We start from the raw sequence: 16,466 nt of genomic DNA on the forward strand, positions 1-16,466 counted from the left end.
TCAATAATACTTTCATTCCATAGCCTCTTATCAGATCATACAAGGCCAACTTACCACCTGACTTATGAAAAGCTGTTTGTTAAAAGACAGATATTGACCTATTTTTTTACAGACCATCAAAAAATTATGCTGATTAAAGCTTCTACCTATCAAATAAATAATATATTATCTTTTCAGTAAATTTGTCTTAATCAGCAAATAATGTGTATTGAGTTCCATAGCCCACCTAAGATCAACTATCTGTTGAGGATAGCAGGGCTACTCATATTTACTCCACTGCTCCTTTTCTCTTGCCAGCCTTCTTCTGAGGATAAAATTGTTATTGGTTTCTCTCAATGCGTTGACGATGATGACTGGCGGCAGACCATGTATTTTGAAATGCAGAAGGAGCTGGCTTTTTATGATCACGTTGAACTTATTTATAAAAACGCAGACGCCAGCAACGAACAGCAGATTGAAGATATCAAAGCACTCCGGGATCAGGCTATTGATATCCTGATCGTCTCTCCTAACGAAGCCTGGCCCATTACCCCCATCGTGGAAGAGATTTATCATTCAGGCATCCCCGTGATTGTCGTTGACCGTAAGATTGCTTCAGACAATTATACGGCTTATGTAGGCGCTGACAATTATGAGATCGGCAATATTGCCGGAGCTTATGCCGCCAATTTGCTTCCCGAAGGTGGTAAAATTCTGGAGGTCACGGGCCTTCCGGGCTCTACACCTGCCCAGGGCCGGCATCAGGGCTTCTTAGATGCATTAAAAGACCATCCCGGCTTAGTGCTCATGGACTCTATCAATGGTCAGTGGGAGGAAGAAGTGGCCCGAAAAGAGATTAGAAATCAGCTGGACAAAGCACAGCAGGCTGACCTGATCTTCGCTTTTAATGACATGATGGCCAGGGCTACGCATCAGGTACTGGATTCGGCACAGACAGAAGACATGCCGGTACTGCTGGGCATTGATGGGCTTTTCGGCCCCCGGCTGGGCATTGAAATGGTAAACAATGGGATATTGGATGCGACTTTTCTCTACCCTACCGGAGGTGATAAGGCGATAGAGCTGGCGGTCAATATTGTGGAAGAACAACCCTATGAGAAAGAAAATATTCTTCAGACCACAGTCATTGATCAGTCTAATGTCAAAATTATTAAATCACAGGCGGAAAAAATCTACGAGCAGCAGCAGGATATTGTAGCTCAGCAGATGGCTATTAAAAATCAGCTGGCTGTTTATAAGAACCAGCGCACCTTGCTGTATGTCGTTATCGGGAGTCTGGTAGCTGCTATTGTGCTGGGGGCCTATGCCCTCTACTCGCTAAAAGAAAAGCTGGAAACCAATCGCAAGCTGAAAAGCAAGAATGAGGAGATTTTGAAGCAGCGCAACCAGATCATGCAACTGGCACAGGAAACCGAAGAAGCCAATCAGGCGAAATTCCGTTTCTTCACGGATATATCTCATGAGTTTCGTACACCTATCACACTTATCCTCACCTCTATTGAAGACATCCTGGAAAGTGAGTCACCAAGCAAAGAATCTTTCCATAAAGACATCCAACTGATAAAAAAGAATGCAGCCCGATTACTGAGATTGGTCAGTCAGCTATTGGACTTCCGCCGGATAGAGCATGGGAAAATGGAGCTCAAAGCTTCGCATGGTAATCTGGTAACTTTTATACAGGAAATATTTGCCGCCTTTGAAGGTACTGCCAACAAAAGAAAAATTGATTACCAGCTAATCACCATTGATCCTCAACTTGCGCTTTGGTTTGATGACTCTATGCTGGATAAAGTATTCTTCAACCTGCTTTCCAACGCTTTTAAGTATACTGATGATGGCGGTAAGATACTGGTGATGATAGAGCAGGATACGGATAAGAAGCAAGCCCGGATACTAATCAAAGACAATGGCAGGGGCATGTCAAAGGAACACATGGCGCATGCTTTTGAAAGGTTTTACCGGGGAGAACAAAACAACAGTATGGGTACAGGTTTGGGGCTTTCCCTTTCCCGTGAATTGATACAGATGCACCACGGCTCTATCAAAATTGACAGTGAAAAGGATAAGGGCACCAGCTTTGAAATCAAGCTTCCCTTAGGTAAAGATCATCTGAAAAAAGAAGAATGTATTGAGAGCGTGAGTAATACAATGCGCAGTCCTTTAAGAGGTATTTACGAAGAAGATATCTATGACAAAGATGAGGTGATTGTGAGTGAAGTGACCACCTCCCATGACAACAGCGTTCTGGTCATTGAAGATAATACTGACCTCAACAAGTTTCTGGTGAACAAGCTAACGTCTCATTATCAGGTGCTAAGTGCAGAGGATGGAGATCAGGGCCTGGCTTTGGCCTTTGATGAAGTACCTGACCTGATCATCAGCGACATTATGATGCCGGGGACCGATGGTATCAGCATCGCCCGAAAGCTCAAATCTGACGTCAGAACGTCGCACATTCCTATCATTCTACTTACTGCCCGCGATACCACAGAACAACAGGTAGAAGGCTTACAGACAGGCGCTGATGCCTACATTGTCAAGCCTTTTCACACCAAATACCTGATGGCACGTGTCAGTCAGCTCTTGCAAAGCCGGCAAATGCTGCGCCAGCATTATCTGGGCAAGGCTTCTGTAGCGGAGCCCCTGGAAATGCCCGAAGGCGTCAACAAGCTGGACAAGAACTTTCTTGATAATTTCAGAGCTATCGTAGATCAAAAGCTCAGTGATCCTGAACTGAGCGTCAATGAGATTGCCAAAGAAGCGGGCCTTTCCCGCGTACAACTGTATCGCAAGGTAAAGGCTTTACTCGGTTTAGGGGTAAACGATTACATCAAACAGTTACGCCTGACTAAAGCCAAAACGCTACTCATGCGGCAGGAGCTGAGTATCTCTGAAATCGCCTATGAAGTGGGGTTCTCTTCCCCCGCCTATTTTTCCACAGTCTTTAAGAATGAGTACCAGCTCTCCCCCTCTGAATACATTCGCAGCACCCCCTCTGCTACCTGATGTATCAAATTTAGAAATGCATGTAACGATTCTGAAAGGCAGTCAAAGGCAGGCTTTATCAAATTATCATTATTTTATAAATAACTGTTTTAAAAACACTGATTATATCATTTTGGTAAATAATAATGCTTCATGTATCAAAATTGAAACAGGTTGATACAGAATCGAATCCCCTTGGCTTGAGGTATGTCTACATTTGAGTACACACAACAACCTACTCATGATAAAAAATGGACATATCCTTTTCTGGTCAGTCACAGTTGCCTTAGGAGGGTTTCTTTTCGGTTTTGACACCGCCGTAATTTCCGGAGCCGAACAAACCATACAGACAGTCTGGCAGCTTAGTAGTGTACAACATGGCCTAACCGTATCCATTGCCCTCATCGGCACAGTGATCGGGGCCCTGTTCGGTGGTATCCCTTCAGATGCATTGGGAAGAAAGAAAACCTTATTCTGGATTGCTGTGCTTTATCTGGTATCCGCTTTAGGTTCGGCCCTGGCTACGGATTGGTTCCTATTCCTGTTTTTCAGATTTATCGGTGGTTTAGGCGTTGGAGCGTCTTCGGTAGCCGCGCCCATGTATATCTCTGAAATCTCTCCTCCCAAGTCAAGGGGTAGGCTGGTAGCACTTTTTCAGTTTAATGTAGTGTTTGGCATCCTGATCGCCTACTTCTCCAATTACTTGATAGGAACCATATGGGATCTATCCTGGCGGTGGATGCTGGGAGTGGAAGCCTTCCCTGCACTGATCTTCCTCATCCTGGTATTATTTGTTCCGGAGAGTCCCCGCTGGCTGATTACCAAAACAGGAAATCTGGCCGACGCGCTAAAAACGCTTAAGATTAGTAATCCCGAAGGTGCGGTCGCGGAAATGAAAGCGATACAAAACGCCGCAGAGATAGACAGCGCTGCTACCAGAGTACCTTTCTTCTCTAAGAAGTACAGCTTCCCCATTACGCTGGCAATACTCTTTGCCATGTTCAATCAGTTGTCGGGGATCAATGCTATCATCTACTACGCTCCTCGAATTTTTGTGATGACAGGTTTGGGTACGGAAGCTTCCTTACTTTCCACCGCAGGGATCGGCATCACCAACTTTGCCGCTACCTTATTAGCCATGAATTTCATTGACCGGGTGGGCAGACGTAAACTCATGCTCATTGGATCTTTCGGGCTCATCATCACCCTGGGTTTAGTTTCTTACTCTTTTTTCACTGAATCTTTTGGAGGCATGTGGGTGCCCATCTATCTCTTCCTGTATATCGCCTTCTTCGCCTTTTCCCAGGGTGCAGTGATTTGGGTATTTATTTCCGAGATCTTCCCCAACCGCGTAAGGGCCTATGGCCAGTGTCTGGGTAGCTTCACCCACTGGCTGATGGCTGCGATCATTGCTTTCATCTTTCCGATCATCGCCGAAGCGCTGGGAGGGGGCGTAACCTTTCTGCTGTTCAGTGGCATGATGGTATTACAGCTTCTTTTTGTCATTAAAATGATGCCCGAAACAAACGGAATGTCTTTAGAAGAAATGGAAACCAGCCTACATTATGAAAAAGTATAATCACAAAAAATCTGTACTCTGCTTTGGAGAAATGCTCTTTGACATCTTTCCAGATGGCAGACTGCCCGGCGGGGCTCCCATGAATGTAGCCCTTCACCTGCAGCAACACCAGATCCCTACCCACTTCGTCTCCCGGCTAGGAGAGGATGAAGAAGGGGAAGCTCTGCTCAGATATCTGGATGAAAGGGGGCTCTCTACCCAATGGATACAAAAAGACGAGAAATACCCCAGCGGGAAAGTGTATGCCGATGTCAGCAAATCGGAGGATGTGAGTTATGAGATCGTTTATCCTTCCGCCTGGGATTTTATAGAGACAACCGATGCGCTGAAGGATGCTGCTAAATCTTCAGAGGTATTCCTGTACGGTAGTCTGGCAGCACGCGGAGAAACCTCAAGAGCTACTTTGCTGGAACTCCTCTCTCTGGCCAGGACCAAAGTGTTTGATGTCAACCTTCGCAAACCTTTTTATGATGCCGAGCTTATCCAACTTCTTCTAGAGCAAGCCAATATCGTCAAACTCAACGATGAGGAACTGTCCCTGCTTGTTCAATGGTATTTGGGCAAAGAAGCATCAGAAATGCATGATGATGACATTTTTCATCTGGCAGAAAAGTTCAGCCTGGAAACAGTCTGTGTAACCCAGGGCAGCAAGGGCGCCAGTTTGCTTAGCGATGGTATACTCCATTTCCAGAAAGGCTACCAGGTAAGCGTAGCGGATACGGTAGGCAGCGGAGATGCTTTTCTTGGCGCTTTTCTAAGCCAGATGCTCAATAATAAAAGTGCACAGGAATGCCTGCAATATGGTTGTGCCGCAGGTGCATATGTGGCTTCTCAAAAAGGAGCGACACCCAAGGTCAACACCCAGATTGTCAGAGATTATTTCAAATAATATCGCTAAGCTATTATGAGAGCAAGCATCACAAGCGGATGAAATGACATTCAAAGAATGTTGCTCATCATTAACCTTAATTCTTATCAACAACTTATAAACTACACTTATTATGAAAAAGCAAGCTTTACACAAAATGCTGCAAAAGTACGGTGGCCTGCTGGTCATTTGTCTACTTTTTAGCTTCAACCAAAGCTGGGCACAAACCACTACAGTTTCCGGCACTGTGACCGATGAAAACAATGAAGGCCTCCCCGGAGTCAACGTACTGATTAAAGGGACCAGTCAGGGTACGGTTACTGATATCATGGGACAATACAGCCTGGGGGGAGTTTCCGCCAGTGACACGCTTCTTTTTACCTCGGTAGGTTATGCTTCTCAGACTATCCTGGTAGGTAACCAAACTACCATTGATGTCAACCTGCAGGAAGACGTGCAGTCGCTACAGGAAGTGGTGGTGGTAGGTTATACCGCCGAAAGAAAAGTAGACCTTACAGGTGCTGTGGCTGTGGTAGAATTAGAGCCGCTGAAAGGGCAAAGCATGAGCTCCGGCAATCCGGCCCAGGCCTTGCAGGGAAGAGTACCCGGCCTGTACATTGAACGCTCAGGCGATCCTACCGGTACCAATCAGCAGATTCTGATCCGGGGAGCCAATACCCTGGGTGATAATAATCCCTTGTATATCATTGATGGTGTGCCTACCACCCGTCCTGAAGTGTTTGCCAGCCTCAACCCCAGCGTCATTGAATCAGTGCAGGTATTGAAGGATGCTTCCGCTGCTTCCATTTATGGTTCACGAGCCTCTAATGGCGTGCTGATCGTTTCTACCCGAAACAGTGTAAAAGGTGGTGACAAAAAGTTCAGTGTACAGTTTAACTCTAATGTTTCCGCACTTTCAGAAAGACAGCAGCGCTTTGATATGCTGGATGCGGTAGGGAGAGGCAGAGCACTGTGGCAGGCTTCTGTGAATGACCGTACTGACCCCGCCGGGGGTTATGGTGAAATCTATGATTTTGACTGGAACGGAGATTATGATAACCCTGTGCTTAACAATGTATCGGTAAGGCCATATGTAGGAGGTGACGAAAATGTACCTGCCGGAGATACCGACTGGCAGGATGTGATGTACGGAACCGGCTATGTATACAATAACGACCTGACTGTATCGGGAGGAACAGAAAACGCTTTTCTACTGGCTAACATTGGCTACCTGAAAAATACCGGAACACTGGCCTATACCAATTACGATCGTTATACCGCCAAGCTCAATTCTAATTTCAATTTGTTTGATAATGTATTGAATTTTGGCGTAAATACGCAGTTTGCTTCTTCCAATGAGACGCTGGCCTCTCCCGATGTGGGTTCTGCTCCCACTCCCGGCCTGGCAGTAACGCTGGCCCCTACCATTCCTATCTATACGGCTGACGGAGATTTTGCCGGACCATTGGGTTCAGGCTATTCTGACCGTAACAACCCCTTGCTGATGCAATACATCAACCGCTGGGACAACACACATCGGAATTCTTTCCTGGGAAATGTATTTGCTCAGATTGGCATAGCCGAGGGCCTGAACTTCAGAACGAGCCTGGGCGTAGATTACAACCAGATTAGTGTCAAAAACATAGAGCCCCGCGTATCCAATGGCTTTATTTCCAGAACTATAAACAGCTTAAACCAGATAGAAGATGATTACCTCAGCCTGACTTTTTCTAATACACTTACCTATAATCTGGAGCTAGGCGACCACAACTTTGATTTTCTGGTGGGTACGGAAGCTGTGAAAACCGACCTGACGTTTCTCTCATCCAGCGCGCAGGAGTTTGCTATTGAAACCGAAGATTTCTTTGTGCTCAATGCCGCTACCGGGCTAAGAAACAATACAGGAGACGCTACCGGTAGCCGCCTCTTATCGCAATTTGGTAAGATCAACTATCGCTTTCAGGATAAATACCTGGCTTCCGTTACCCTCCGGAGAGATGGCTCTTCAAGATTTGGCGCCAACAAGCGGTACGGAATTTTTCCGGCAGCGACAGTGGGTTGGAGAATTGACCAGGAAGGCTTCATGAGCGATCAGGAAATCTTCACCCAACTTAAGTTGAGAGCCGGTTATGGCGAAGTAGGTAACCAGTCTATCGGTGACCTGTCCCGCTTCGGCCTATTTGCGCCCCGCTACGGACTGACCCAGGAGCAGGTACGCCGCACGGGCTTCTTCTTTGACCAGTTCTACAATGTAGGAACCGCTTACGATCTGGCAGGAAACAATACCGGGACACTGCCTTCCGGCTTCGTGTCCATACAGGGAGCTAATCCCGATCTACAGTGGGAAACCACCACTGAAGTTAACGTAGGTATTGATTTTGGCTTATTCACCCAAAAGTTGCAGGGTTCATTTGATTACTACACCCGGGAAACTACCAACATATTGATTACACCCCCGGTAGCCTCAGCGGCAGGTGAAGGGGTGCTGCGTACGCTCAACGGAGCGACTGTAGAAAATCAGGGATGGGAATTTGCCCTGGGCTATACTGATGAATTGGAGAGTGGCCTTACATACACCATTTCTACCAATTTCAGCAGCTTCCGCGATGAAATTACTGTATTGCCGGAAGAGGTAAGGACTGGCTTTGCCGGAAATGCCGAGCAGGATATATTGGGAGAATCTCAGTTTAGCATATTCGGTTTCAGAACGGATGGATTGTTCCAGAACGAGGAAGAAGTCAACGCGCATGCTACACAGGTAGGTGCCGCTCCCGGCAGAATCCGTTATGTGGACCTGAACGAAGATGGTGTGGTTAACGCGCTGGATCAGGAGTATTTTGGTACCACCCTGCCCAAACTGGAATATGCGCTGAGCATCAATATGGCTTACCGTGGCTTTGACCTATCCCTCTTTGGTTCAGGGGTTTCTGGCAGAAGAGGTTTTGACAACTATATTTTCCTCAATGAATTTATCCGGGGAAGAGACAATGTAGGGCCGGGTACGCTTGATGCCTGGACACCTCAAAATACAGGCTCTTCCATTCCCGCACTGACACTTTCTGATGGAAATAATGAGACCAGGACTTCCGATTATCTGTTTGTCAACAACTCTTACTTTAAGCTCAGGAATTTATCAATAGGTTACAGCTTATCGGATGGTGTTTTGGAAAACCTTGGACCGGTCAGTAACCTCAGACTGTATTTGCAGGCTGAAAACCTGTTCTGGTTTAAGAGCAGCGAATTTGGCGGCCCTGACCCTGAGCGTCGGGATATCAATGCCATTCCTGTGCCTTCTGTATATTCTATTGGACTCAATGTGAGCTTGTAAAATCCATTCAACCAAGAAAATTTTCAATTATGAAACTCAATATTATATATATTTTCATGTTAGCGTCTACGCTACTCTTGTCCTGTAATGACGATTTTCTGGAGTACGAACCCAAAGGCGTATTGTCTGATGAAAATGTGGCTGCGCCCGAAAATATAGAAGGCTTGGTCACCGCCGCCTACGCGGGTATCGCCAATGACGAGATGATTGGGCCTATCACCAGCAGTTGGGTCTATGGCAGTGTACGCTCCGACGATGCCTACAAAGCCGGAGGGGGAGTATCCGATGTAATCGACATCCATTTCCTGGAGCAGTACAATCTGGTGCAGCCCCAGACCGGGGATAACTGGATGGGGCCATTGACTTTTACTAATCATTATAAGGCCATTTCCAGGACAAACTTTGCCCTTCGGGCCATTAATGAAACGGAAGATTTTGAGCTAAAAGCTACTCGTAGCGGAGAGTTACGCTTCCTTAGAGGTCATTCATATTTCATGCTCAAACAGCTCTTCAAGTATATTCCCTATATAGACGAGACCAAGTCACCTGAAGAAATTCTTGAAATATCTAATCGGGAATTTACCAATGATGAACTGTGGAATAAAATCGCTGAAGACTTTCAGTTTGCCATAGACAACCTGCCGGAGACGCAGCCGGAAGTAGGCAGAGCCAACCAACTGGCTGCTAAGGCTTACCTGGCAAAAGTTCGTCTGTATCAGGCATATGAGCAGGATGAAAACCATCAGGTCACCAACATCAACACTTCCCGTCTGGAAGAAGTGGTGCAGTTGACGCAGGATGTAATTAATTCAGGCCAGTACAGTCTACAGTCTGACTTTGCTGAAAACTTCCTGAATGGCTTTGACAATGGTCCTGAGTCTATTTTCGCGGCGCAGTTTTCCATTGCTGACGGTACGACCACCGGGCGGGTATCTTTTGTAACCGGCCTGAACTCTCCGCATGGCGCTCCGGAATATGGCTGCTGTGGTTTCCACTATGCCAGTCAGAACATGGTGAATGCTTTCAAAACCAATGAAGAGGGTCTGCCTATGTTTGATACCTTCAATGAGGAGGACATGATTGAACCGGAAGACTTTCAGACCAATGGGGTAGATCCACGCTTGGACCATACCGTAGGCGTGCCGGGCCATCCCTTTAAGTATAACCCTGATTTTCTCTATCAGGAAAGCTGGGCCAGAGATCCGGGCGTATATGGTTTCTTTGGCAACATGAAAGAGCAGCAGTTGTCCGACTGTTCATGCTTCCTCAAACAGGGTCCCTTCATTGGTACTTCTAAAAACATAGACTTTATCCGTTATGCCGATGTACTGCTGATGCAGGCCGAAGCATTGATAGAATTAGGTCGTCAGAATGAAGCCTTGCCACTCATCAACCAGCTGCGTGCCAGAGCGGCAGCCAGCACAGAAAGGCTACAACATGCTGATGGCAGCAACCCTTCCAACTACCGTATTGAAGAATATGTGGATGGTGTCAACATCAACTGGACGCAGGAGAATGCCAGAGAAGCCCTGCGTTGGGAGCGTCGTCTTGAATTTGCGATGGAAAGCCCTCGTTTCTTTGACCTGGTGCGTTGGGGCATCGCGGAAGAAACTCTCAATGCCTATCTGTCTGAAGAAAGAAGCAAACGGGATTACCTGACCAACGCGGAATTTACCGCTGGCCGGGATGAATATCTACCCATTCCGCAGCGGGAGATAGATTTTACTAAAGGCTTGTATGTACAAAATCCTGGTTATTAAATTCATTAGATATGCCAAATTTTGAAAATTTGGCATATCTTCTTTACTCAAGATTTAAAAGACTAATATGAGACACCTATTATTTCTTACTCCTTTTCTTCTTTTCATGGCCTGCCAGCCCGAAACTACTGAACATACTGCGCAAGTTGCTTCGGATACACTGACGGGTGAACAACATCGCCCACGCTACCATTTTACCCCTCCCGAGCAATGGATGAACGATCCCAATGGTATGGTGTATTACGATGGAGAATACCATCTGTTTTACCAGCATTATCCCGACAGTAATGTATGGGGACCTATGCACTGGGGACATGCTGTCAGCGAGGATCTGGTCCATTGGGAGCACCTGCCCATCGCCTTGTATCCCGATAGCCTGGGCATGATTTTTTCAGGAAGCGCTGTCGCTGATCTGGAGAATACTTCCGGTTTTGGTACTGCTGAAGACTCTCCGCTGATTGCTATTTTTACATATCATGATGCGGAAGCGGCTGAAGCCGGAGCCAATGATCATCAGACACAGGGTATAGCCTTTAGCACCGACCGGGGGCGAAGCTGGGAAAAGTATGAAGGGAATCCGGTGGTAGAAAATCCGGGAATTAAAGACTTCCGCGATCCTAAAGTGTTCTGGTATGCGCCTGACCAAAAGTGGGTCATGATTTTTGCGGCAGCCGACCGGGTACGTATTTACAATTCACCAGACCTGAAAAACTGGGAGTTCCAGTCTGAGTTTGGCGAAAACAGTGGTGATCATGGCGGAGTGTGGGAATGTCCTGACCTATTTCCTTTGATGGTAAATGGAGAAGAAAAGTGGGTCATGCTGCTGAGTATCAATCCCGGAGGGCCTAACGGAGGCTCAGCTACACAGTACTTTGTTGGTGATTTTGATGGAGAAACTTTTGCCAATGACAATCCCGAAGAGACTACGCTGTGGGTAGATTATGGCAAAGACAATTACGCTGGCGTAAGCTGGTCTAACGTACCGGAAAACGATGGGCGGCGTATCTTCCTCGGCTGGATGAGCAACTGGCAATATGCCAATGTAGTACCTACCTATAGCTGGCGCTCTGCCATGACAGTAGCCCGTAAGCTGGAGCTGGCAGATACTCCTGAAGGTATTCGTCTTATCTCATTGCCGGTAGAAGAATTACATCAGTTGAGAGCTGATTCCTATAGCCTGGAGCCCAGAAGTATTCCCAATGAATTATCACTTACAGAGTTTACCGAATGGCAAACTCCCGCCAAAGAAGTAATGCTGGAGTTTGTGATTCCTGAAGGTGCAGAAGGTTTGGATTTTGGCATAGTCATTTCCAATAGTCTGGGAGAAGAAGTCCGCATAGGCTATGATCAGGCACAGCAGCAATACTATTTTGACCGAACCAAAGCCGGTAAAATGGATTTCTCTGAAGACTTTGCCGGAAGATTCCCCGCGCCCCGGATCGCTGGCTCAGATACCATCAAAATGCACCTTTATGTTGATGTTGCCTCTGCCGAGCTGTTTGCCGACGACGGCAAAACGGTGATGACCAACATCTTTTTTCCCAATGAAAACTTCCAGCAGCTAGGTTTGTATTCAGAAAATGGAGAGGTACAACTCGTGTCCGGTACCCTCTATAATCTCAGCCCTGCGACTATAGCTATGGAATAAAGACAAACGGATTTTGATCAGAAAAGCACAGGATTCTTGGGTCTTGTGCTTTTTTATTGTCTATACCCAGTCGCTTATTTCCAAGCAAGTGACTACTAGCTTTAGGGCTTCCAGCCCGAGCTTCCTTGCGTACAATCAGGCCAGAGACAAGCGACTGAGTACGGAAAATATTATAGACTGTTTTTCCTCTCTTTTTCAATTAAGCTGATTACCGACTTTTTTGATGCCAATTCAGATGGACTTAAAGTTCTCATTTGATAATACTCTTCTAATTGTCTTTCCGTATTTAATTCTTTATTCATTGAGAGCAACCACCTTAGAGTACATTTTGCTACAATGAGCAATATATTTATTTCTTCATCTTCTACTTTAGTAAAGCCCCTATGGACAATCTCATTTCTTTTTTTACTTATTGCAATTAATGCTTCATTCCAACCAGACCCACTTAAACTTAACCTTTCAGAATGCCAACCTAATCGCTTAACTACATCTTTTGTGCTACCATTCATATTGCCTGCACAGGTCATTCTTTCACACATTTGCCAGAGGTTAATAAGACAATCATAGCTATAAATACTATCCATAGCCTGAGAATAAAGTCTAAAAGCATCTGCTAAAAGAGAAGTGAAGCTTTTTGGCTTGAGTCCTTTTTTACTGAAAATATTTATAATATTAAATAACACACGATTTTGTTCTTCGCCGAATTTAATGTTGAAACATTGGTGGTGCGTGTCGGAAATAGGTTCGAAATAATGCCATTCATTATTACTGTTTGACCCTATGATGATTTCCGGGTCGCCAATTTTGGCTCTTTTTTTAAATGGTGGGATAAGTTGATAAGTGGGTGAGACTACAAACTCAAAGATTCCTCTGATTAAGTCATAGTATGGTTCAGCTGCTTTCCAAGCTTCGTAGATATCGCTACCTGAACATTTTATTGATAAGCAATATTTTGAGAGGGAATCCAGTACATGTGAAGATGTTAATTTTTTAATTCTTTCTTCTCCAAAATCCGACCGTACATTTAAAAAGTCTCTGCCACTTATATTCTTTTTTATAGTGCTTTTTGCATAAAATAGTATTTCAACATCTTCAAATAAAATTTTCTTCTTACGAGGCTTAATATTTATAGGGATAAAAATCTCCCATTTTTGAGTCAAAGAAGCTTTTAACTTTTTATATTCTTTTTCTTTCATATCATGTTGTTCAACAAATGCCTGAATGTTTGACTCATTAGATCTTTTCATTTCTTGTAAAATTGAAACGATAAACCCAGGTCTTATTTTGTTCTCAAAAGAGCATTGCAATTCATATAAACAAACTGCATTTTTTTCCGAAAGTGTAATTCCTACTTCATTAATCTCATCTATTAGTACCCTAATGGTATCCTCAGTACTCTTGGGATTCTTTCCTTTTTTATGCTTTATCATTAAACAGACAATTTGTATATTATTATATTCCTAATGAGAATATGATGTAAATAATAGGCTAGAGGCCTTGCTGGATACTGGTCACTTGCCTGTGCAGTTCAGCCAGAGGTAAGCGATAGTTTCTAAAGCTCATTTTAAATTGAAATTGCATACAAGCAAAGTATAGACCCTGAAATAAATTCAGGGTGACTTCAAAACGCAGAGAGAGGGCAAAACATAACATCTCAAATGTTATTCCTCAGATCTCTTAGTTTGGGATTAGTTTCCCGAATGAGGTTGAGTTTCCATTCACGTTTCCAGTTTTTCAATTGCTTCTCACTGGCTATAGCTTCTGTGATCTTGTCAAACCACTCGTAATACAATAGATATTTGCAGCGGTATTTTTTGGTAAGCGCAGAACCAATTCCCTCTTGATGCTCAGAGTTTCTCCTTCGGATATCATCAGTCACTCCGACATACAATGCTGTTCTGGTTACATTGCGCATTACATACGTATAGCCTCCTTTCATTTTTATTACATTTTCTCCCCCATAGAAGGAGGCAGCTGCTCGCTAGCCCATTCCTTATTAGGTTCATCACCCATTTCCAGTACCAGCTCGCCGCCTTGCATGATCTCCTCATGCAGTAGATAGCTGCGCTCCAGAGGCTCGCCATTCAGCGTAGCGGACTGGATATAGCGGTTTTCATCGGAATTGTTGTTGGCCGTGATGGTAAAAGCACTACCATTGCTCATATTGATAGCGGTTGTCTCAAAGACAGGGCTACCTATCACATAGTAGGGCATGCCCGGTGCTACCGGATAAAAGCCCATCATGCTACAGACCAGCCAGGCCGACATCTGTCCGGCATCTTCATTCCCGCTCAAGCCTCCCGGCTCAGCACTGTACTCTTCCCGGATGATGTCACGGACCCACTTTTGGGTTTTCCAGGGAGCTCCCGCATAGGCATAGAGGTAAACCGTCTGGTGACCGGGTTCATTGCCATGCCAATAGTAACGCTGCTCAAAGAGCGTATCCAGCTTCTGCACGAACTTTTCCTTTCCTCCCATCAACTCCATCAGACCAGCTACATCATGGGGGACGTACCAGGTATACTGATAAGGTGAGCCTTCGGTAATGAAGCTGGCACGGGAGGCGAAGGGATCAAAAGGTTCTACCCAGCTACCATCAGCATATCGCCCGCGTACATAGCCGGTGGTAGTATCAAATACGTACTGATAGTTTTTGGCTCTCTCTTTCAATATTTCATAATCTTCCTGCCTCCCTAACCTTTGGGCTACCTGCGAAAGCACAAAGTCATCAAAAGCATACTCCAGCGTACGCGACACCTGCTCTCTCTGATGAAAGGAATCGGGTACTGAGTCTTCCAGCGGAATATAACCGTACTCCAGATAAGACTCCATCGCCCTTCTGCCCTGCCCATTGAGGTAGCTTTCCCGGTCGGTGTTGGTCTGGAAAGCATTTTTACGCATCAGGGAGTAAGCCAGCTCCTGGTCAAAATCATCTATACCTTTCATCCAGGCATCTCCGATCATGGCGGTCACATGGTCGCCAATCATGGCGGAGGTGTAGCTGTTCCAGGCCGGAAAAATAGGCAGCCACGCTCCCCCCTGTACCCCTTTGTCAATTAGTGAGCGAATCATATCATTGGTTTTCTCGGGGTTAAGAATGGTGTGCAAAGGATGGAGTGCGCGGAAAGTATCCCACATGGAGAAATCCGCATAATAGTCAAAGCCTTCTGCCTGGAAAACATTTTTAGATTCACCGAAAGCCACATAAGCTCCATCTTCATCGCTGAACAGCCTGGGCAATAACATCGCATGGTAGAGGGCTGTGTAGAACATGCTTTTTTCTTCATCACTGCCTCCGCTTACCTGCACTTTGTTGAGCTGCTGTCGCCAGGCATCCTCTGAAGCTTGTCTCACCTGCTCAAAATCCCAGCCGATGATTTCCGCCTGCATGTTTTTGCGAGCCTGGTCCAGGCTGGTGTGTGACATGCCTACTCTCACCATCAAAGACGTTCCTTCTGCCGCAGGCATCTCCACATAGGCACCTACCGCCTGTCCTTCTCCTTCTGTTCGGTCAGTATCTTCCATAATTACACCTCCTCTCCAGACGCCATAGCTTTCCATAGGCTGCTCAAACTGAATGACAAAGTAGCCGCTGAAACCCGCGCTTTCGCCCCAGCCCTGATAGATACGGTGCACCGGGTTATAGCCAACAATCTCGTTACTTTCCGGTATCACCCGCACATAGCCTTCCCCTTCATCACTGTTGGGTTCTATGAGGAGGTAGGTAGATTCATCTGTTTGGGGTGTAAAGCGCAGCATGGCTGCCCGGGAGACCGCCGTTACTTCTGCCTGTATCTGGTAGTCGGCTAATCCCACCGAATAATAAGAGGGAGTAGCTATTTCGGTGTCATGCGAAAAAGAAGAAGCTCTTTCATGAGGTTTTACCTTGAGCTCGCCATTCAGCGCCATAATGGTCACGCTGCCGTAATCCTGCGTGCAGGATCCGCTCATCCAGCGGCTGCCGCGAAAACCCTGTATGCTGCCGTCTTTGTAGTAATAGGGAGAGAGACACTTCTCTTCAGTATCCTGGGTCTGTGGTGTCCACTGTGCCATGCCAAAGGGCACGCCTACTGCCGGGAAAGTTTGTCCTCTCAGTTCCGAACCCGCTTCGCTATGCAGTTGTGCACTCTCAGTGGTGCTGGCCGCTGTGCCAATCAGCGGATTGACATAGCTTAAAGGATCATCAGGCGAATACGTAGTAGTCCGACTATCGGAAGAGCAGGCGGCTGCAAAAACAACAGCCAGCAGGCAAAGTGCGATATTTTTCATAGATTGGATGCGTAACATAAATTTCATCT

Annotated in this window: 9 protein-coding genes; 6 read left to right on the top strand and 3 right to left on the bottom strand. The window is 45.9% G+C overall.

What is annotated here, in order from left to right; all coding sequences use genetic code 11:
• Nucleotides 1-201: 201 nt before the first annotated feature.
• From OKW21_RS26275 to OKW21_RS26300, 6 genes are all read left to right on the top strand, one after another.
• Entirely contained in the window at nt 202-3,006 is a 2,805-nt protein-coding gene (locus tag OKW21_RS26275) for a substrate-binding domain-containing protein (RefSeq protein WP_277485473.1), read from the top strand.
• A 220-nt stretch (nt 3,007-3,226) separates the two neighbouring features.
• Nucleotides 3,227-4,564 carry a sugar porter family MFS transporter gene (locus OKW21_RS26280; RefSeq protein WP_277485475.1) on the top strand — a complete coding sequence of 446 codons (1,338 nt, stop codon included), beginning with the start codon at nt 3,227-3,229 and terminating at the stop codon, nt 4,562-4,564.
• A complete protein-coding gene (locus OKW21_RS26285; RefSeq protein WP_277485477.1) occupies nt 4,551-5,453 on the top strand; it encodes a carbohydrate kinase family protein in 903 nt (300 codons plus the stop codon). Before OKW21_RS26280 ends, OKW21_RS26285 begins: the two co-directional genes overlap by 14 nt.
• Before the next feature lie 112 nt (nt 5,454-5,565).
• On the top strand, nt 5,566-8,760 hold the full coding sequence (locus OKW21_RS26290) for a SusC/RagA family TonB-linked outer membrane protein (RefSeq protein WP_277485479.1): 3,195 nt from the start codon (nt 5,566-5,568) through the stop codon (nt 8,758-8,760).
• A 29-nt stretch (nt 8,761-8,789) separates the two neighbouring features.
• Nucleotides 8,790-10,520, top strand: a complete 1,731-nt coding sequence (locus OKW21_RS26295) for a RagB/SusD family nutrient uptake outer membrane protein (protein ID WP_277485481.1) — start codon at nt 8,790-8,792, stop codon at nt 10,518-10,520.
• A gap of 67 nt (nt 10,521-10,587) precedes the next feature.
• Complete coding sequence (locus tag OKW21_RS26300) at nt 10,588-12,168, top strand: glycoside hydrolase family 32 protein (RefSeq protein WP_277485485.1); 1,581 nt, start codon at nt 10,588-10,590, stop codon at nt 12,166-12,168.
• A 170-nt stretch (nt 12,169-12,338) separates the two neighbouring features.
• On the opposite strand, the gene OKW21_RS26305 is transcribed toward OKW21_RS26300, so the two are convergent.
• The 3 genes from OKW21_RS26305 to OKW21_RS26315 form a co-directional block, all read right to left on the bottom strand.
• Complete coding sequence (locus OKW21_RS26305) at nt 12,339-13,598, bottom strand: hypothetical protein (RefSeq protein ID WP_277485487.1); 1,260 nt, start codon at nt 13,596-13,598, stop codon at nt 12,339-12,341.
• 224 nt (nt 13,599-13,822) lie between these two features.
• A complete protein-coding gene (locus OKW21_RS26310; protein WP_277485490.1) occupies nt 13,823-14,107 on the bottom strand; it encodes a GIY-YIG nuclease family protein in 285 nt (94 codons plus the stop codon).
• A 5-nt stretch (nt 14,108-14,112) separates the two neighbouring features.
• Nucleotides 14,113-16,437, bottom strand: coding sequence for a GH92 family glycosyl hydrolase (locus OKW21_RS26315; RefSeq protein ID WP_277485493.1), 2,325 nt, complete (start codon nt 16,435-16,437; stop codon nt 14,113-14,115).
• Between the last annotated feature and the right edge of the window lie 29 nt (nt 16,438-16,466).

Origin of the sequence: Catalinimonas alkaloidigena, assembly GCF_029504655.1 — a bacterium.
GTDB classification, from domain to species: Bacteria; Bacteroidota; Bacteroidia; order Cytophagales; family Cyclobacteriaceae; genus Catalinimonas; species Catalinimonas alkaloidigena.